This is a genomic window from Streptococcus sp. HMSC34B10 (assembly GCF_001839505.1).
Taxonomy (GTDB): domain Bacteria; phylum Bacillota; class Bacilli; order Lactobacillales; family Streptococcaceae; genus Streptococcus; species Streptococcus peroris.
Map to the genome: position 1 here is coordinate 410,657 of NZ_KV841556.1, position 19,279 is coordinate 429,935.

General features: G+C 37.0%; 18 protein-coding genes. All 18 read left to right on the top strand.

Annotation, left to right across the window (positions count from 1 at the left end):
* On the top strand, positions 1–2,123 hold a 2,123-nt coding region (locus HMPREF3237_RS07600), incomplete at its 5' end, for an SspB-related isopeptide-forming adhesin (protein ID WP_142350570.1).
* A gap of 241 nt (positions 2,124–2,364) precedes the next feature.
* Positions 2,365–5,010: an LPXTG cell wall anchor domain-containing protein gene (locus tag HMPREF3237_RS07605; RefSeq protein ID WP_070889400.1), complete on the top strand. Its 2,646-nt coding sequence runs from the start codon at positions 2,365–2,367 to the stop codon at positions 5,008–5,010.
* 153 nt (positions 5,011–5,163) lie between these two features.
* Positions 5,164–5,871, top strand: coding sequence for a glucosamine-6-phosphate deaminase (locus tag HMPREF3237_RS07610; RefSeq protein WP_070889401.1), 708 nt, complete (start codon positions 5,164–5,166; stop codon positions 5,869–5,871).
* Positions 5,872–6,119: 248 nt separating this feature from the next.
* Positions 6,120–7,841, top strand: coding sequence for an LPXTG cell wall anchor domain-containing protein (locus tag HMPREF3237_RS07615; RefSeq protein WP_070889402.1), 1,722 nt, complete (start codon positions 6,120–6,122; stop codon positions 7,839–7,841).
* 149 nt (positions 7,842–7,990) lie between these two features.
* Positions 7,991–8,167 (top strand): 30S ribosomal protein S21, encoded by a 177-nt coding sequence (gene rpsU / locus HMPREF3237_RS07620; protein WP_000048054.1) that lies wholly within the window; start codon positions 7,991–7,993, stop codon positions 8,165–8,167.
* Positions 8,168–8,443: 276 nt separating this feature from the next.
* Positions 8,444–10,219 (top strand): LPXTG cell wall anchor domain-containing protein, encoded by a 1,776-nt coding sequence (locus HMPREF3237_RS07625; RefSeq protein ID WP_070889403.1) that lies wholly within the window; start codon positions 8,444–8,446, stop codon positions 10,217–10,219.
* 199 nt (positions 10,220–10,418) lie between these two features.
* Complete coding sequence (gene hprK, locus HMPREF3237_RS07630) at positions 10,419–11,354, top strand: HPr(Ser) kinase/phosphatase (RefSeq protein ID WP_006145357.1); 936 nt, start codon at positions 10,419–10,421, stop codon at positions 11,352–11,354.
* Positions 11,347–12,135 carry a prolipoprotein diacylglyceryl transferase gene (gene lgt / locus HMPREF3237_RS07635; protein ID WP_006145358.1) on the top strand — a complete coding sequence of 263 codons (789 nt, stop codon included), beginning with the start codon at positions 11,347–11,349 and terminating at the stop codon, positions 12,133–12,135. The genes hprK and lgt overlap by 8 nt, the downstream gene beginning before the upstream one ends.
* A gap of 1 nt (position 12,136) precedes the next feature.
* Positions 12,137–12,520, top strand: coding sequence for a DUF948 domain-containing protein (locus HMPREF3237_RS07640; protein ID WP_070889404.1), 384 nt, complete (start codon positions 12,137–12,139; stop codon positions 12,518–12,520).
* A gap of 14 nt (positions 12,521–12,534) precedes the next feature.
* Entirely contained in the window at positions 12,535–12,930 is a 396-nt protein-coding gene (locus HMPREF3237_RS07645; RefSeq protein ID WP_006145360.1) for a YtxH domain-containing protein, read from the top strand.
* A gap of 85 nt (positions 12,931–13,015) precedes the next feature.
* Entirely contained in the window at positions 13,016–14,146 is a 1,131-nt protein-coding gene (gene hemW, locus HMPREF3237_RS07650) for a radical SAM family heme chaperone HemW (protein WP_070889405.1), read from the top strand.
* Positions 14,147–14,150: 4 nt separating this feature from the next.
* Positions 14,151–14,888 carry an acyl-[acyl-carrier-protein] thioesterase gene (locus HMPREF3237_RS07655; RefSeq protein WP_070889406.1) on the top strand — a complete coding sequence of 246 codons (738 nt, stop codon included), beginning with the start codon at positions 14,151–14,153 and terminating at the stop codon, positions 14,886–14,888.
* Positions 14,889–14,894: 6 nt separating this feature from the next.
* Positions 14,895–15,668 (top strand): TIGR01457 family HAD-type hydrolase, encoded by a 774-nt coding sequence (locus tag HMPREF3237_RS07660; RefSeq protein WP_070889407.1) that lies wholly within the window; start codon positions 14,895–14,897, stop codon positions 15,666–15,668.
* Positions 15,658–16,308, top strand: coding sequence for a TIGR01906 family membrane protein (locus HMPREF3237_RS07665; RefSeq protein WP_070889408.1), 651 nt, complete (start codon positions 15,658–15,660; stop codon positions 16,306–16,308). Before HMPREF3237_RS07660 ends, HMPREF3237_RS07665 begins: the two co-directional genes overlap by 11 nt.
* A gap of 118 nt (positions 16,309–16,426) precedes the next feature.
* The gene (locus HMPREF3237_RS07670; protein ID WP_006145365.1) at positions 16,427–16,828 is read left to right on the top strand and encodes a Spx/MgsR family RNA polymerase-binding regulatory protein; all 402 of its coding nucleotides are present in this window, start codon (positions 16,427–16,429) and stop codon (positions 16,826–16,828) included.
* A complete protein-coding gene (locus HMPREF3237_RS07675; RefSeq protein WP_070889409.1) occupies positions 16,829–17,107 on the top strand; it encodes a UPF0223 family protein in 279 nt (92 codons plus the stop codon). It abuts the gene before it with no gap.
* On the top strand, positions 17,097–17,864 hold the full coding sequence (locus HMPREF3237_RS07680) for an inositol monophosphatase family protein (RefSeq protein ID WP_070889410.1): 768 nt from the start codon (positions 17,097–17,099) through the stop codon (positions 17,862–17,864). Before HMPREF3237_RS07675 ends, HMPREF3237_RS07680 begins: the two co-directional genes overlap by 11 nt.
* Before the next feature lie 6 nt (positions 17,865–17,870).
* On the top strand, positions 17,871–19,184 hold the full coding sequence (locus HMPREF3237_RS07685) for an RsmF rRNA methyltransferase first C-terminal domain-containing protein (RefSeq protein WP_070889411.1): 1,314 nt from the start codon (positions 17,871–17,873) through the stop codon (positions 19,182–19,184).
* Positions 19,185–19,279: the final 95 nt, after the last annotated feature.

A 19,279-nucleotide genomic window follows, 5' to 3' on the forward strand; every position in this document is an offset into this window, starting at 1 on the left:
ATTCTGAGTTGACAGATAAATATGGTGAAACAAATACAAACCCATATGTGGATAAAACTAACAACAACGAAGATGAAAATTTGAATACGAAACCAGTTGAACGTGGTCAAAAACTTTACTATCAAGTATGGTTGGATACAACTAAATTTGACGCAAACAACAAAGACAATATCCAAACAGTAGGAATCACAGATAATTACGACAAGGATAAATTGACTGTTAATGCTTCAGATATCAAGGTTTACGATTCCGTTACTGGTGCAGACGTTACGACGAAATTCGATATCTCTGATAACAATGGTGTTCTGACAGCTAACCTGAAAGATGGCTTCACGAAGTCACTTGGTGACGCAGAAAACACACAAGTGATCGATACAACTAAATTCGAATTCGGACGTTACTACAAGTTCGATATCCCAGCAACAGTGAAAGACGATGTCGTAGCTGGTGCAGATATTGAAAACAAGGCAGCACAAGTTGTTAACTACTACAACCCAGTAAGCAAGACTGTTGAAAAACCAAACAAACCAACTGAAAAACGTGTCAACAGTGTTCCAATCTCAGTTGAATTCAACTTCACTAAGAAATTGGAAGGTCGTGAACTTAAAGCTGGCGAATTTACATTCGAGTTGAAAGACAGCGACAATGTTGTGATCGCAACTGCAACCAACGACGAAGCTGGTAAGATCAAGTTTGCTCCAGTAGATTACACTAATAAAGCTGGTGAAACTGTTACTGCCCTTAAATACAAGAAGGGTCAAGAAGGTACTTACAAGTACACTGTAACAGAGGTTAAGGGTACAGACGCAACTGTATCATACGATACAATGAAAGCAGAAGTAACTGTAACAGTATCTCATGACGGTACTGCGAAAGCCTTGATCACAAACGTGACAGAACCTGCGGATAAAGAATTTAACAACCGTGTGACTCCACCAGAAACTCCTGAGTTTAACCCAGAAAAATACATCCTTAATGAAGAAAAATTTGATATTACTGGAACTAAACTTCTGGATGATGATAAAGAGTTGACTGATAAAGTAGCTGATACCAACAAAGATCCATATGTGGACAATGTTGATAATAATGAAAAGCAAAATATCAATACTCAAACACTCCATAAAGGTGATAAGGTTGTTTACCAAGTATGGTTGGATACAACTAAATTCAAAGAAGGTCACAATATTCAATCTTTAGGAATTACAGATAAATATGACAACGAAAACTTGGATGTTAATGTATCTGAAATTAAGGCTTACGATTCAGTAACTGGAGCTGATGTGACTGACAAGTTCGATATCAAGGTTGAAGATGGTGTTATTACTGCTACGTCTAAGGTTGATTTGACTAAATCACTCGGTGATGCGGAAGATACACAAGTAATTGATACTACTAAGCTAGCGTTTGGTCGTTACTATAAGTTTGATATTCTTGCACATATCAAGGACACTGCTAAGGAAGGTGTAGATATTGAAAATACAGCTTCTCAAATTGTTCACCAATATGATCCAACTAAGAAATCAGTTGAAAAACCAGAAAAACCAACTGAAAAACGTGTTGTTAATATCCCAGTAAAAGTTGAATTCAACTTCACGAAGAAATTGGAAGGTCGTGTGTTGAAAGCTGGAGAATTCAGCTTCGTATTGAAAGACAAAGATGGCAACGTAATTGAAACTGTAAGCAACGATGCAGAAGGTAAGATCAAGTTCTCAGCTCTTGAGTTCAAACGTGGTCAAGAAGGCACTCATATCTATCATGTAGAAGAAGTGAAAGGTACAGAGGCTGGAGTTGAGTATGACAAGATGGTAGTGACTGTTGGAGTTACTGTAACTAAGGATGGTAAAGTGTTGACCCTTACTTCACAAATGCCTGAAGATACTGAGTTTAACAACAAGGTAACACCACCAACACCACCAACACCACCAACACCACCAACACCGCCAACACCGCCAACACCGCCAACACCACCAACACCACCAACACCACTAACTCCAGAAAAACCTAAAGGTCCTGAGTTGCCAAATACTGGTGAACAATCTAAATCTGGAGTTGCCGCACTTGGTGCTGCGCTTGGTTTTGTAGGTCTAGGTTTGGTTGTAAAACGTAAAAAACGTGAAGAATAAAATATACAAAATCGCATTCATTTAGCGATGAACTAACTATTTTAGTTCTGAAATGAAAAGGCTTTGCTCGAAAGAGCAAGGCCTTTTTATTATTTTTAAATGTCTATGAAATTTTATTGAAAGAAAATGAAAATTATTGAAATCACATATTTTTTTTGATAAAATTGATATGTTTTTAAGAATCAAATCTTTTTGCTTGAGAAGCATAAAATTAAATCAAAAATTTTAAAAGGAGTTTGTCATGTCATCGTTAAAGAATAATAAAACTATTAAGTATGCTTTGAGAAAAACCTCAGTTGCTTTTGGTTCTGTTGCAGTCGCAACAGTGATTGCTGTTGCAGGTATTGCCACTGTATCAGCCGATGAAACTTCATCAGTAACGACACCTGTTACTTCAACTACAACAGTAGCTGGAGAAGAAACAAAAGAAGTAGCGGTTCCAGAGAAGTTGGAAGAAGCTAAAACTGCTGCCACAAATGAAGGTCTTGAAGTTAAAGAAACTGAGACTAAAAAGCAAGATTCAGAGGAAGCTGCTGCTAAAGATTACGAAAAACAAGTTACTGATATTAATAAAACAGTAGCTGATTACAAAGCTGAAGTTGCAGCAAATCAAGAAACTTACGAAAAAGAAAAAGCTGAAGTTGATGCTAAAAATGCTGCTGCACAAGCAAACTACGATAAAGAACTTGTTGCTTACAACGAAAAACTTACTGCTTATAAAAAAGAATTGACTGAAAAATCAGCAGAAAAAACAGCAGTAGAACAGAGTAATGAAGAAGCACGTGTTGCTTATGAAAAAGCTCTTGAAGAATATAACACAGCACTTGCAGCATACAATGCATCTGTAACAGCAAATCAAGAAGCTACTGAAAGTAATAAATTAGCTCAAGCAGAATATGAAGCTAAATTAGCTGACTACAAGACTAAAAAAGCTGCTTATGATGAAGCACAAGCTGCTTACTTGATTGAGCTCGAAATTTACAACAAGAAAAAAGCACAATACGATGATGCTAAAGATGCCTTCAATAAGATGGTTGCAGAGCGTGGTGGAAATCCTGAGAAATACAAACAAGATTTGACATTCCTCTCTGAAGAACTTGCTGATGGCGAAACAACTAAAATCACACACCAAACAACTGGATTAACAACTTACTTGACAAAAGAAGGTCAATCTCGTATGTACGGTGATGGTAAAGCTACTAAGATGTATGAAACAAATAATCTTCAAGATTCTGATTTGACAACTACAAATCCATATGCCAACAATGAAATCGAGTGGGGTCTTGTAAAAGTCGGAGACAAATTTGATGTGACATACACAGGACTTACTCAAGCTAAAATTGTAAAAGGTAGCGAAGAAAAACGTATTGCAAAAGTTGTTTATAAATACGAAGTGAAGAGCCTTCCATCATCAGATGGAAAAGGAATCGTTCAAATTTACAACGATCCAGCAGTTACAATGACAATTGGTAGCTCAACAGATACTGAAAACCCAGTAACTGTTGGTGTTGACATTGAGTTTTACGATGAAAATGACCAATTAATTGATTTGTCACAACACAATGCAATCCTTGCCCTTAACTCACTTAACCACTGGAATGGTGCATCTTATGTTGAAAATGACAAACCTCGTCCTCTAGTTGTTGAAGCTAAAGATAGCGAAGGCAATATAGTTCGTGGAACTTGGGATCCATATTCAGATGGAAGTGAACCAAAACTTGATGGTGCAGACGTTGTTGTGAAAAGCGGTAAAGCTGACTTCGGTAGTGCAGAAGTTGATATCAATGCTGATAATCCTTTGAAAATTGTTGCTCAAAAAGCAACATGGGATGATGATGCCTTCAAAGTAACTGAAGAAACAACAGTTGATGCTACAACAGTGAACGCATCTGGTGGCGGAAATGGTCACTCAGTTGGTACTGAAGATTACACATTCGGTGATAAATCAGACGTTATCGGTTCTTACACTGTAGACGCTAAATCAGGTGTTTTGAGATACACACCAAAAATGAAACACCAAGATACTCCTCACGTTGAGTCTGTAAACATTGGTGACAAAGAGTTTATTAAACTTCCAAATTCAAGTGTAGACCAAGATTCATCGACAAAAGAAGTATCTGCTAAAGAACAAAACCAATACATGGCTCAAGGTGCTACATTTAATGCAGACTCTTCAAGTGAAACTAAGGGTTGGGATGATCCTAAGAGCCCTTACCTTTACTATGGTGGTGCTGCTGTTATTTTGAAAGATGGTCATCTTGAATTTACAGCAAAAGGTGCTAACGCAACAGGCGAAGCAACTCTCTATTGGTTCTCTATCAACTCAAACGTTGGCTTCCCTCAAGATCCAGGTGAAGAGCCAGTTAAACCAACAGAACCAACACCTCCAGTTAAACCTGAAAAACCAGAATTGACAGAAGTACCAACTGTTAAAGAAAAACCAGTTCCACCGACAGAACCAGAATATAAAACTGTACCTGTCTTACCAAGTGAACCGGTTAAACCAGAAGCACCTGAGTTGGTGAAGGATCCTGTTAAGAAAGAAACAGAAAAACCAGTTGTTGAATGGAATAAAAATGTTGTGGTTATCAAGAAAGATGAAAAACCACAACCAAAACCAGAACCAAAACCAGAGCCTAAGCCGGAACCAAAACCAGAACCAAAACCAGAACCAAAACCAGAGCCTAAGCCAGAACCAAAACCGGAACCAAAACCAGAACCTAAGCTAGAGTCTAAGTCAGAGTCAAAATCAGAAACTAATCAAAAAGATTCAGAGAGAGTATTACCAAATACTGGTTCAGCTGATCAATCATTCATGACTTATTCTGCACTTATTGGTTTAGCTACTGCCGGTTATGCATTATCAAGAAAGAAAAAAGAAGATTAATTTATTCTGAAAATTATTTAAAAAGAGAAGACTAGTTTAGTCTTCTTTTTTTACTTAACTTTATCCTATAAAATTTAAAATATTAAACCGTTTACACTTGACAAAAATTGGTCTATACCATATAATGAAATAAAGAAATATGGAGGAACAATTATGAAAGTTATTCAAGTAAAAAATCCTGAAGAAGGTGGAAAAGTAGCTTTTGAAATTTTAAAAGAAAAGTTAGCAAATGGTGCTCAAACATTAGGACTTGCGACAGGTAGCAGTCCACTTGAGTTCTACAGAGAAATCGTAGAGAGTGACCTTGATTTTTCAAACCTTACAAGTGTCAACTTGGACGAATATGTAGGTCTTGATGGAGATAACCCACAATCTTATCGTTACTTTATGCAAGAAAATCTATTCAATAAAAAGCCATTTAAAGAAAGTTATTTGCCATCTGGTGTGCGTGACCATGCTGAGGCTGAAGTCGTGCGTTATAACCAAATCCTTGCAGATCATCCAGTAGACCTACAAATCTTGGGTATTGGTCGTAATGGGCACATTGGGTTTAATGAGCCGGGAACTCCGTTTGATAGTCAAACACACCTTGTAGATCTTGATCAGTCTACTATTGAAGCTAATGCTCGTTTCTTTGAGAAAATTGAAGACGTACCAACACAAGCTATCTCAATGGGTATTAAGAATATCTTAGATGCCAAGTCTATCATTCTCTTTGCTTATGGTGAATCCAAAGCAAAAGCCATTGCGGGAACTGTCGAAGGGCCTGTGACTGAAAAACTGCCAGCAAGTAGCTTACAAAACCATGCTGATGTGACGATTATTGCAGATGCAGAAGCACTAAGTTTATTAAAGAAATAAGTTAATATAAAAGCCATTCAATAAATAAAGTTTGAATGGCTTTTTTGTTGAAAACATTGAAGAAATTATTATATTATTTTTTTAAAAATATAAAAATAAGAAAAAAATCAATCTTTATATACAATAAATTTATAATTGCTGTTTTTTTAGTAAATAATTCAAATTATTTCAATTATAAAACTAGACTTTTAAAATAAATATTGCTAAAATATACTTTAAATAATTAGAAATAAGGAAGGCAAATAGAAATGAATAAGAAAAAAATTGGATTTTTTTCTATCGTTATGTGTTTATTGACAGTTGTCATTTCACTGACTTTAACAAAGGCTTCTGCCGAAGTATCAGAAACAACTGGTTCTAGTAAGTCTGTAGACACGATTACTTCACTCAACATTACAAATAATAAAGGTGGAAATCTTGATGGGGACCTGCCACAATGGGTTACATTCAGATTGAACGCAAACTTTGATTTATCAGATAAAGATGTTAAAGCTGGAGATACAACTACTATTGATGTATCAGATGCTCTTTATATAGAATCACAAAACTTTGAAATTCGAGATACATCAACTAATAATCTCATCGCAACTGGTAAAATTGATGAAACTAAAAAACATATCATCTTAACCTATACTGATTATGCTGAAAAGCACTCTGACACCAGTGGTTCTTTCTTTGTTTATACTCGAGTGGACTTTCAAAAGAATCCTGAAAAAGGAGAAATTCCTGTTCAAATTACTATCAATGGTAAAGTATATAATGCCGGTAAGGTGAATTTTACTGGAGTTGGAGAAGCCAAACCAGAGTTGTTCTCAAAAACTGGATGGATAAGTAATGAAGAACAAAGAATTCTTTCTTATTCCATTTCAATCAACCAGACAAAAGAGAGTTATAAAGATGCAATAGTTGAAGACGCATTGAAGTTCTCTAACGCATCTTACATCAAAGATAGTATTCATATTTATAAAGGGAAATTCAACTATGTAAATGGAGAATGGGAATTTAACGATAAAACAGATGTAACTAATCAACATACTGTTACAGTTAGTGAAGATGGTCGATCATTTGTTATTCAACTTGGAGATATCACTGAAGCTGATCAATACCGTATTGAATATAATGTTCAAGCAAATTATGCATTTGCAGATGGTGAAAAATTAGATAATGATGCTGTTTTAAAAGCAAAAGAAAAAACTTTGGGAAATGCCACTCAAACTACTGTTGCTCAGATAGCAGGTGGTTCAGGTGTTGGATATGTTTTCTCAATCAATATTCATAAAGTTGATGAAACCAATCAACCACTAGCAGGGGCTAAGTTTAAGGTTGTTCGACAAGCTAACAATCAAGTGATTGGTGACTTTACTACAGATGCTGAAGGTAAGATTACAGTAACGGATCTTTTGAGAGATAAGTACATCCTAACTGAGGTAGAAGCACCTAAAGGATATGTGATAAAAGCACCAGATACTGTAGTGAATGCAACAGATTTTGGAGAAGATAAGTCAGTTACCAAAACGATTGTAAACTCAAAAGAAGAGACAACCACAACAACAACGACTACAACCACGACAACTGAAGCTCCAACAACAACGACTACAACGGAAGCTCCAACGACTACAACCACGACGACGACAGAAGCTCCAACGACGACAACGACAACGACAGAAGCTCCAACGACGACAACGACAACGACTGAAGCTCCAACGACAACCACGACGACGACTGAAGCTCCAACGACGACAACCACGACAACAGAAGCCCCAACTACAACCACGACAACAACGACCACAACTGAAGGTCCAGGTTCAACCACTACAAGCACTAAAGAAACACCAGAAGTGTCAACGACGACAACAGAAGATAAACCAGATCTTCCTTCAACTGGGGAGGCTACTGGAGTAGTACTAGTATTTGCAGGTGTAGTAATCTTGGCTGGTAGTCTAGTTATGAAAAAGAAATTTTCTAAATAGTTAGCAGAGGATAACTATTATTTCTAAAAGAGGACATAGAGTCCTCTTTATTTTTGAATAAAAGTCAATACATTACGTTATTTTTCTTGACAATTTTTAGGATTCCATGTAAAATAGAATAGATCTTGAACTTGAAGGGAGTGAAAAAAATGTCTAAAACAGTAGTACGTAAGAATGAATCTCTTGACGATGCACTTCGTCGTTTCAAACGTGCGGTTACTAAAGCTGGTACTCTTCAAGAAACACGCAAACGTGAATTCTATGAAAAACCTTCTGTAAAACGTAAACGTAAATCAGAAGCAGCTCGTAAACGTAAAAAATTCTAATTAAAAATGAGAGACTAGAGTAATCTAGTCTTTTTTTGTACCTGTTATAGGAAAAAATCTAATTGTTTATTGACTATTTAAGCTCTATATGTATAAATTTATGTTAATCGTGAAAAGGCTGAGTAGAAGAATTCTAGTCTATCTTTTAAGAAAGAGTTGAGGAAGTAGCACATTTTATTTGAAATGTAGAAACAATCATGTATTTTAGTTGATTTTAAAGGGTAAATATAGTACAATAATGATAAAATAGTGTAATTTTACACGGAGGTATATGGGATGAAAAACCAGAAAAGGTTTGGAAAATTATTAATCACTTTATTGTCTACTGGAGTGCTTTTGGCTGCACTTCAAAGTCAAGAAATTATTACCGCTGAAGAAGCAACAACTGCTACTACAACAACAACGACTGAACAAACAACAGCAGCTACAGCAACGACTGAAGCTACAACTGAAGCAACGACTGCTGTAGCACCAACACGTGCTGCTAAAGAAGCAAGCGCAAAAGTAACAGGTACTATTAAAAGCCATGATAGTAAAAACTATGAATACTTCACAGACGTAGATATCGCTGTATCATTAACAGATAATGACGTGAAAGAAGGCGACTATGTAACGATTCAATTAGAAAATGCTACTGTCTTAAATTCTTTAGATGGTAAAGATGTTTTCTACGATGGGAAAAAAATTGGAACAATTTCTATCGTTTCATTTGAGAACATCAATAAAGCTCGTCAAGGTTCTAACGACAAAGCTCAAATGGAACAAGCTCAATTAGAATCAACACGTATGACTTTAAAAATTACATTTACAAAAGCTGTTGAAGCGGTAAAACCTGATGTGTTGAAACAAGCACAGTTCCAGATTAAATCAGAAAACGCCTATAATGGTGCGGTTATCGCTAATAAAGACTATACTTTAAATCAAGTGATTAAAGTGGGGGATTCTTCTGTAACAAGTACAGTAGATATTCCAAAAGTTGAGAAATTTGCAACAGATACAAACTCAATTCACTTCAGACCTTCTGGAAATACAATTAAGTTCAACGAAGATGGTTCATATGAAACGAAAACAGAATTCCAAGTTCGTGGAAGAGAGGGAATGAAAGTTGGAACAACCGTTGAATTAGAATTCAATGATGCTTCAGGAATTGAGTGGAAGACAAGTGACGATACTGCAATTAAAGTTGGAGATACATTTAAATCTAGATTTACCTTACCAGTGTATAACACTTATAGCGTAAACCAATATGGAGCTTATATCTTCCCAACTGGTGTAGAGCCAACATTCAAAGTAACTTCTATCACACCTAAAAAAATCACGCTTGAAATGATCTCAGGAGATGTTCCAAAAGAATTAGGAGTATACTTCGTTGCCGGTAAAAATCGTGTGAATATCATTGACAAATCTAAGATTGATATCGAAAAAATGCAATATGATGTTTCAACAGTGGCAACAGCTACAGTTAATGGTAAAGATGCTAAAGGAATCTACATTTACCGTATTATTAGTGACTCTACAAGTGCTCGATTAGTACTTGATACACTTGTGACAGAATTTAAAGAACTCGATACTGAAAAAACTTTAAGACCTTCAGAAAAAGGTTATAAAGATAAAGTAGATATCGATGGTTATGAATTTGTGAAAACTACAAAAGACCGTGAAGGAAATCAAACTCACTGGTATAAGAAAGTAGAACAATCAACAACGACCACAACAATGGAAGCTCCAACGACGACGACCACAACAACGGAAGCTCCAACAACGACTACAACGACGACGGAAGGTCCAACAACCCCAACTCCAACTCCAACTCCAACTCCAACGCCAACCCCAACAACGACTACAACGACGACGGAAGAACCAACAAATACTTCTGCAACTACAACAACAGAGAAAACAACTGATGGTAAAGTACCTGGAACTAACTCTACAACAACTGAATCTAAAGAAGAATTACCTAATACAGGTTCTACAGAATCATTGTTTGCAACAGGTGTGGCTTTCTTGGTTGCTGGTCTTACAGTATTGGGATTGAAGAAAAAAGATAACTAAAGCGTATATCCTATTAGTAAACAATCATGTCAGAAATCATAGAAGGGATTAAACAACAGTTTGTTGTTTAATCTTTTTTGTATCGATTAAATCTTTTAAAGAGTTCTACTTAAATAAATAGCATAAAGACTGTTAAAAACATAAACTTATTCCTACAATCTGATATAATAGTAAGAGAACTCTATTGAAGGAGATTAATATGTCAGTTTTAGTTAAAGAGGTAATTGATAAACTCAGACTAGACATTGTCTATGGTGAGCCGGAGTTACTTGAAAAGGAAATCAATACAGGCGATATTTGTCGGCCGGGTCTTGAAATGACGGGATATTTTGATTACTATACTCCAGAACGTATCCAATTATTGGGAATGAAGGAGTGGTCCTATCTCATTAGCATGTCATCTCATAATCGTTATCAGATTTTGGAGAGATTATTCCAACCAGAAACACCTGCAGTTATTGTTGCACGTGGACTAGTTGTTCCTGAGGAAATGTTAAAGGCTGCTAGAGAATGTAAAGTCGCTATTTTAACAAGTCGTACAGCTACCAGTCGCTTGTCAGGAGAATTATCTAGTTATTTAGATTCACGTTTGGCTGAACGTGCTAGTGTACACGGTGTCTTGATGGATATCTATGGTATGGGTGTTCTGATTCAAGGTGATAGTGGTATTGGTAAGAGTGAGACTGGACTTGAACTCGTCAAACGTGGTCATCGTCTAGTCGCAGATGATCGTGTTGATATTTACGCCAAGGATGAGATGACTCTTTGGGGTGAACCTGCTGAAATCTTGAAACATTTGTTAGAGATTCGTGGAGTTGGTATTATTGATATCATGAGTCTTTATGGAGCTAGCGCTGTTAAGGATTCTTCTCAAGTTCAGCTGGCGGTCTATCTAGAAAATTATGATACTGCTAAAGAATTCGACCGTTTAGGAAATAATGCTGAAGAATTGGAAATATCAGGTGTTTCAATTCCACGTATTCGAATCCCTGTAAAAACAGGGCGTAATATCTCGGTCGTCATTGAAGCGGCAGCTATGAATTATCGTTCTAAGGAAATGGGATTTGATGCAACACGTCTCTTTGAAGAAAGATTGACGAAATTGATTGAAAAGAACGAGGTGAAAAATGATTGATCCAATTGCTTTTAAATTTGGTCCTTTGGCTATTAGATGGTACGCAATTTGTATTGTATCAGGTCTTATTTTAGCGGTATATCTAGCAAGTAAAGAAGCGCCAAAGAAGAAAATCTTATCAGATGATATTTTTGACTTTATCTTAATTGCTTTTCCTTTGGCCATCATTGGTGCTCGACTATACTATGTCATCTTTAGATTTGATTACTATAGCCAGCATTTGGGAGAAATTTTGGCTGTCTGGAATGGCGGTCTTGCCATATACGGTGGTTTAATCACTGGAGCCATTGTTCTCTATATATTTGCTGATCGTAAACTAATCAATACATGGGACTTTTTGGATGTTGCAGCGCCAAGTGTCATGATTGCACAGAGTCTGGGACGTTGGGGGAATTTCTTTAATCAGGAAGCTTACGGAGCGGTAGTTGAAAATCTTAACTACTTACCTGGCTTTATTAAGAATCAAATGTATATTGATGGCTCGTATCGTCAACCAACCTTCTTATATGAATCTATTTGGAATCTGATTGGTTTTACTTTAATTGTTATTTTTAGACGCCGATTAAAAGGTATCCGTCGTGGTCATATCACTGCTTTTTATCTAATCTGGTATGGATTTGGACGTATGGTTATTGAAGGTATGCGTACAGATAGTCTCATGTTCTTTGGACTTCGGGTATCACAGTGGTTATCTGCCCTTTTGATTGGACTTGGTATTTATATCATCTTTTATCAAAATCAGAAAAAAGCACCATTTTATAATGTAGAAAAGGAGAATTAAAATGTTGGAAGCTGCTTATATTATTGTGGCTATTGCCTTAGTTGTATTCTTAGTTTATTTGATTATTACTCTTCAAAAAGTTGGTCGTGTAATCGATGAAACTGAAAATACTGTTAAAACCTTAACTTCAGATGTAAATGTAACTCTACATCACACAAACGAATTGCTTGCAAAAGTCAATGTTCTTGCGGATGATATCAATGTTAAAGTTGCAACGATTGATCCACTCTTTACGGCAGTTGCAGACCTTTCTGTTTCTGTTTCTGACTTAAATGAACAAGCTCGTGTTTTGAGTAAAAAAGCATCGTCTGCAGGTTCAAAAACTTTAAAGACCAGTGCAGGTTTGTCTGCCATTCGTATTGCAAGTAAATTTTTTAAAAAATAAAAAGGAGACAACTCATGGGTAAATTATCATCAATCCTTTTGGGAACTGTTTCAGGTGTTGCGGTTGCCTTGTTTCTAACAAGTGAAAAGGGGAAACGAGTTACGAGTCAAGCACAAGACTTTATTGAAGACCTTAAAGAAGATCCTGAATATGCTAAGGAGCAAGCTCTTGAAAAATTGACAGAAGTCAAAGATCAAACCAAAGAATTTGTGCTTAAAACGAAAGAACAGGTTGAATCTGGAGAAATCACACTTGATACTGTCCTTGAAAAGGCAAAATATCATGCTCAACAAGCGACTGAAGTCTCAAAGGAAACCTTCAATCAAATAAAATCACAACTGGAAGACACAGTAGTTGTAGAAGAAAAAGAAGATGGTCAAGAAATTGTCATCGATATTCAAGAAGATTAGTATTGAATCACTATTCCCAATTTTTTAAAGGGTCGGGAATGGTGATTTTTTTCTTGAGGGAAGTCTTTGTGGTATAATAAATACTATGCAGAAGAAACCAACATCAGCTTATGTACACATTCCATTTTGTACACAAATCTGTTATTATTGTGACTTTTCAAAAGTTTTTATCAAAAATCAACCAGTAGACAGTTATCTAGAACACCTACTGCATGAATTTCATTCTTATGACATTCAAAAGTTACGGACTCTTTATATTGGAGGTGGGACGCCGACAGCCTTATCTGCGCCACAATTAGAGACACTTTTGGATGGACTAACTAAAAACCTAGATTTGTCAGTCTTAGAAGAATTGACCATCGAGGCTAATCCTGGTGATCTGGATGCGGATAAGATTGCCGTGTTGAAAAATTCTGCAGTTAATCGAGTTTCATTGGGTGTCCAAACCTTTGATGACAAAATGCTGAAAAAGATTGGGCGCAGTCATTTGGAGAAGGATATTTATGAAAATATCGACCGCCTCAAACTAGCTGGTTTTGATAATACTTCTATCGACTTGATTTACGCACTTCCTGGCCAGACCATGGACCAGGTCAAGGACAATGTCGCTAAAGCCATTGCCCTTGATATTCCTCATATGAGCCTTTATAGCTTAATTTTGGAAAATCATACAGTATTTATGAACCGTATGCGACGAGGGAAATTGCCCCTTCCTAAGGAAGAGTTAGAAGCGGAGATGTTTGAGTATATCATTTCAGAGCTAGAGCGTGCTGGTTTTGAGCATTACGAAATTTCAAATTTTTCAAAACCTGGCTTTGAAAGTCGTCACAATCTTATGTACTGGGATAATGCTGAGTATTATGGTATAGGTGCAGGTGCGTCTGGCTATGTAAACGGTGTTCGATATAAAAATCATGGTCCAATCCGCCATTATTTGAAGGCAGTAGTAGAGGGAAATGCTCGCATCCATGAAGAACATCTGAGTCTAAGAGAACAAATGGAAGAGGAGATGTTCCTTGGCCTTCGTAAGAAGTCAGGAGTTTCCATGACACGATTTGAAGAAAAATTTGGGACTTCTTTTGAAGATTTGTATGGTCAAGTTGTAAGAAATTTGTGTCATCAAGGTCTTTTACAAGTAGAAGGTACACAAATACGTATGACAAAAAAAGGTCTCTTTTTAGGAGATACAGTAGCAGAACAATTTATATTGGAGTAATATTATGGGTTTAACTTATCAAATGAAGATGAAAATTCCTTTTGATATGGCTGATATGAATGGTCATATCAAGCTACCAGATGTTATCTTGTTGTCCCTTCAGGTATCAGGTATGCAGTCAATTGAGCTGGGAATTAGCGACAAAGACATGTTCGAGCGCTATAACCTGGTCTGGATCATTACAGACTATGATATCGATGTGGTTCGTTTACCTCGTTTTGCTGAGGAAATCACTATCGAAACAGAAGCTTTAAGCTACAATCGATTGTTTTGCTACCGTCGTTTTACCATTTACGATGAAGAGGGACAAGAAATCATTCACATGGTAGCTACTTTTGTACTTATGGACCGTGAGAGTAGAAAGGTTCATCCTGTAGAACCAGAAATTGTCGCCCCTTATCAATCAGAGTTTTCTAAGAAACTGGTCCGCGGACCAAAGTATACAGACCTGGAAGAAGTAGTTAGTAAGGACTATCACGTTCGTTTTTATGATTTGGATATGAATGGTCACGTCAATAACAGCAAGTATTTAGATTGGATTTTTGAGGTCATGGGAGCAGATTTCCTTATGCATCACATTCCTAAAAAAATCAACCTCAAATACGTAAAAGAAGTGAGACCAGGTGGCATGATCAACTCTAGTTATAATCTTGATGGACTAGAAAGTCATCATCAAATCACAAGTGATGGAGAAATAAATGCACAAGCCATAGTAAAATGGCAAGAAATGAAAAAGGACTAGAATCTTATGACTTATAAAGGATATTTAATTGATTTAGACGGAACAATTTATAAGGGAAAAAATCGAATTCCAGCAGGAGAGGCTTTTGTTCATGAACTGCAAAAACGTCAGCTTCCCTATCTCTTTGTGACGAATAATACAACCCGTACGCCAGAAACTGTACAGGAAATGTTGGCTCAACATTTTAATGTCCAAACACCAGTATCGACAATCTATACAGCCACTTTAGCCACTATTGACTATATGAATGATCTTGGTCTTGAAAAGACCGTTTATGTCATCGGAGAAGTAGGGCTAAAAGATGCAATCAAGACTGCAGGTTATGTAGAAGATAAAGAAAATCCAGCTTATGTGGTTGTCGGCTTGGATTGGCAAGTGGATTATGAAAAACTTGCAATTGCGACACTGGCTATTGAAAAAGGAGCCCACTTTATTGGTACCAACCCAGATTTAAATATTCCAACGGAACGTGGACTCTTACCTGGTGCAGGGGCTATCATTACTCTACTTGAGGTTGCAACACGCGTCAAACCTGTTTATATCGGAAAACCCAATGCGATTATTATGGACAAGGCTGTTGAACGCTTAGGGCTTGAGCGCGAAGAAATTGTCATGGTAGGTGATAATTATCTGACAGATATTCGCGCAGGAATTGACAATAATATTCCTACTCTTTTAGTGACTACTGGTTTTACCAAGCCAGAAGAGGTTGCAGATCTACCAATCGCACCTAGCCATGTTGTTTCTAGCCTAGCGGAGTGGAATTTTGATGAAAACTAAATTTACTTTTGTAGGAAGCCTTCTCTTTCTTCTTTCGCTTGCTATTTTATTAACCATCTACTTGGCCTGGTTGGTTTATCCTTTGGAAATTTCTTGGTTACACCTAACAAGCCGTGTTCATTTCCAACCTCAGATAATCCAGCATAATTTTAATGTTTTGATGGATTATTTGACTAACCCATTGAGTCAAGTATTAGCAATGCCAGACTTTCCTTCGTCTGCCTCAGGAATTCATCATTTTGCAGTTGTCAAGGGATTGTTCCATCTAGCTCAAGGAGTAGCACTGGTAACACTGCCAATGTTTTTCCTTTTCTGGAAGCAAGTCGTTCGTAGAGGCTTTCTATCCCTCTACCGTAGAGGGCTCTTGTTAATGCTCTCCCTACCTTTGGTTCTTGGTTTAATTGGTGTCTTCATTGGATTCGATCAATTCTTTACATTGTTTCATCAAATCCTCTTTGTAGGTGATGATAGTTGGCTTTTTGATCCTGCAAAAGATCCAGTCATTCTCATACTTCCAGAGGACTTTTTCCTTCATGCCTTTCTTCTATTTTTCTGCTTGTATGAATTGATTTTTGGATTCATTTATGTATGTAGTTGGAAAAAACTACCAAATAGAGAATATATACAAGAAATTGTTTGAAAATAATTGAACGAAACCTATTTTTTTGGAAAAGTAGGTTTTTTTATGAAAATAACTAGTCAAGCGCTTTATTTTTTTGTATAATAGAGGAAGAAAAGTATGTAAAGAAGAGTATAGCATGATTACACTATTTTTATCACCGAGCTGTACATCATGTCGTAAGGCAAAGGCCTGGCTTGATAGTCACAAGGTGCCTTTCCAAGAGCACAATATTATGACCAGTCCTTTATCTAGAAAAGAATTGCAACAAATTCTTTCCTTAACCGAAAACGGTACTGATGACATCATTTCAACTCGTTCAAAAATTTTCCAAAAATTAAATATCGATGTGGAAAGTATCTCGGTGACTGAGTTGCTTACATTAATTGAGCAATATCCTAGTCTTTTGCGTCGTCCTATCATCATTGATGATAAACGGATGCAGATTGGCTTTAATGAAGATGAGATTCGTGCATTTCTTCCTCGTAGTTATCGCAAGCAAGAATTGAAGGAAGCTACATTGAGAGCTGGTATTAATTAGATGAATAAACAGTATAGTTACCCACTAGATTTGTCGTGGAGCACTGAAGAACTTGCTTCAGTGCTTTCTTTTTTTAATGATGTTGAGGCTGCCTATGAGACACAGGTAGATGCTAAGAAACTATTAGATTCCTACAAGGTATTCAAGTCAGTTGTCCCAAGTAAGAGTGAAGAAAAACGTTTAGGACGTGATTTTGAATCAGTAAGTGGGTATTCTTTCTACCATGCAGTCCAGTTGGCCAAAGAAAAAAGAGAAGGGAAGATTTCACTTGGAAAATAAATTTGTATTTGCTAAAACAATTGTCAAGGAAGCTGGGGACTATATTCTCGAGCATATGAAAGAAGATCTCCATGTTGAGAGAAAATCTTCACCTACAGATTTGGTCACTAAGTTAGATAAAGATGTTCAAGACTTACTCATTGAGAAAATCCATTCTCGCTATCCTAATGACTTGTTCTGCGCAGAAGAAGGCTGTTTGCGTGCAGCAGTAGGACAAGGTTCTGTTTGGGTGATTGACCCTATTGATGGAACAAATAACTTTGTGGCACAAGGTGAAGATTTTGCAGTTATGGTGGCCTATTTTGAGAATGGTGTAGGGAAGTTTGGGATTATTTACGATGTCATGAAAGGTGATTTTTATCATGGCGGAGGAGACTTTCCACCATGTTGCAATGATGAACCGTTACCGCCGTTTAAGAAAAAACCTTTGAGAGAATTTTTAGTGGCTGGGAATTCTGGTATGTTAGAAACTAACGAATGGGGGTTAGCAGATTTAGGAAATGCTGCCCTTGGAACACGAGTTTATGGCAGTGCCTCTATCAGTTTTGCCAAAGTTCTATCAGGTCGACTTTTAACTTATATCTCTTACCTACAACCATGGGATTATGCAGCTGCGAGTATCCTAGGTGAAAGTTTGGGTTATAAAGTTCTTACAATTGCTGGTAAGGAAGTAGATTTTCATACACGACAAGCCGTTATGATGGTGCCAGTCGAGATGCAAGACGAGATTCAATCCTATGTCTATGAAAGGAAATAAAGGTAAATGCAATTTCCAGAAGGATTTGTAAAAAAATATGAGACAATATTGGGAGATGAGGCAAGAGCTTTTCTTGCCTCTTTTGATGAAGAGGCTGTTACCGCCTTTCGTATCAATCCCCTAAAAGAAAGCCAAGTTTCTTTTTCAGATGCTATTCCCAATACACCCTGGGGCTACTATGGGAAGGTTTCAGGGAAATCACCAGAGCATGTAACAGGTTTAGTATACTCGCAAGAACCAGCTGCACAAATGGTCGCTCAAGTAGCTCAACCAAAACCAGGCATGAAGGTCTTAGACTTGGCGGCGGCTCCCGGTGGGAAATCCACTCAACTGGCCTCCTATCTTGCAGGAGACGGTCTTCTTGTTTCAAACGAAATTTCTAGTAAACGGGCAAAGATATTAGTAGAGAATATGGAGCGGTTTGGTGCAACAAATGTTGTTGTAACCAATGAATCCGCAGATCGTTTGGCTAAAGTATTTAAAGGATATTTTGACCTGATCGTTTTAGATGCTCCATGTTCAGGTGAGGGAATGTTTCGTAAGCAGCCTGATGCTATGGACTATTGGAGTGTGGATTATCCTGGTCAGTGTGCTAGTCTGCAGCGTGAAATTTTAGAAGATGCTGTGAACATGTTAGGTGAGGGAGGCCGTTTGGTTTATTCAACCTGTACCTGGGCACCAGAAGAAAATGAGGAAATCATTAACTGGCTTTTAGATACCTATGATTTTGAATTGATTCCAATCGAGCATATCAATGGAATGGTTCCTGGGATTGACTTGCCTGAGACGGCTCGTATGTACCCACATCACTTTAAGGGAGAAGGTCAGTTTGTAGCCCACCTCAAGTTTAAAGGTCAAAACAAGGCTGGAAAGTTCAAACCTTCTAAATCCAACCTATCTCGAGAACAGATTTCCTTATGGCAGGATTTTGAGAAGAAACATTTAAAAGAGAAATTGGCTGGAGTCCTACAAGTTTTTGGGGACCAACTGTATTTATTGCCAGAAGGTCTACCAGATTTAGGAAAATTAAGAATTGCTAGAAATGGACTCCATCTTGGGACCTTCAAGAAAAAACGGTTTGAACCAAGTTTTGCACTTGGTTTAGCTATGAAACCAAGTCAAGTTAAGCAAGTCATTGAAATTCATCAAGAAGACTTTATCAAATATGTGTCTGGTGAAACAGTTCAATTGTCTGAGAATCTGTCAAATGGTTGGTACCAAGTTTTGGTTGGCGGTAATGGTTTAGGATTTGCAAAAGTCACCGGAAATACCTTGAAGAATTATTTTCCCAAGGGCTTGAGGTTTAAGGTGAAAAACTAGTCAAAATCAGTATTCTATGTTATAGTGGATGTATGGATTTTTCCTGAAAACAATTGAAAATAAGAGCGAAAATCCAAGTTAGTCATCATTATTTT

Coding starts and splice junctions, on each gene's coding strand:
- HMPREF3237_RS07655 (WP_070889406.1), top strand. CDS start 14,151: ATGGGTTTAACTTATCAAATGAAGATGAAAATTCCTTTTGATATGGCT.
- HMPREF3237_RS07685 (WP_070889411.1), top strand. CDS start 17,871: ATGCAATTTCCAGAAGGATTTGTAAAAAAATATGAGACAATATTGGGA.
- hprK (WP_006145357.1), top strand. CDS start 10,419: ATGTCAGTTTTAGTTAAAGAGGTAATTGATAAACTCAGACTAGACATT.
- HMPREF3237_RS07665 (WP_070889408.1), top strand. CDS start 15,658: ATGAAAACTAAATTTACTTTTGTAGGAAGCCTTCTCTTTCTTCTTTCG.
- HMPREF3237_RS07610 (WP_070889401.1), top strand. CDS start 5,164: ATGAAAGTTATTCAAGTAAAAAATCCTGAAGAAGGTGGAAAAGTAGCT.
- rpsU (WP_000048054.1), top strand. CDS start 7,991: ATGTCTAAAACAGTAGTACGTAAGAATGAATCTCTTGACGATGCACTT.
- HMPREF3237_RS07675 (WP_070889409.1), top strand. CDS start 16,829: ATGAATAAACAGTATAGTTACCCACTAGATTTGTCGTGGAGCACTGAA.
- HMPREF3237_RS07615 (WP_070889402.1), top strand. CDS start 6,120: ATGAATAAGAAAAAAATTGGATTTTTTTCTATCGTTATGTGTTTATTG.
- HMPREF3237_RS07660 (WP_070889407.1), top strand. CDS start 14,895: ATGACTTATAAAGGATATTTAATTGATTTAGACGGAACAATTTATAAG.
- HMPREF3237_RS07605 (WP_070889400.1), top strand. CDS start 2,365: ATGTCATCGTTAAAGAATAATAAAACTATTAAGTATGCTTTGAGAAAA.
- HMPREF3237_RS07640 (WP_070889404.1), top strand. CDS start 12,137: ATGTTGGAAGCTGCTTATATTATTGTGGCTATTGCCTTAGTTGTATTC.
- HMPREF3237_RS07645 (WP_006145360.1), top strand. CDS start 12,535: ATGGGTAAATTATCATCAATCCTTTTGGGAACTGTTTCAGGTGTTGCG.
- lgt (WP_006145358.1), top strand. CDS start 11,347: ATGATTGATCCAATTGCTTTTAAATTTGGTCCTTTGGCTATTAGATGG.
- hemW (WP_070889405.1), top strand. CDS start 13,016: ATGCAGAAGAAACCAACATCAGCTTATGTACACATTCCATTTTGTACA.
- HMPREF3237_RS07670 (WP_006145365.1), top strand. CDS start 16,427: ATGATTACACTATTTTTATCACCGAGCTGTACATCATGTCGTAAGGCA.
- HMPREF3237_RS07625 (WP_070889403.1), top strand. CDS start 8,444: ATGAAAAACCAGAAAAGGTTTGGAAAATTATTAATCACTTTATTGTCT.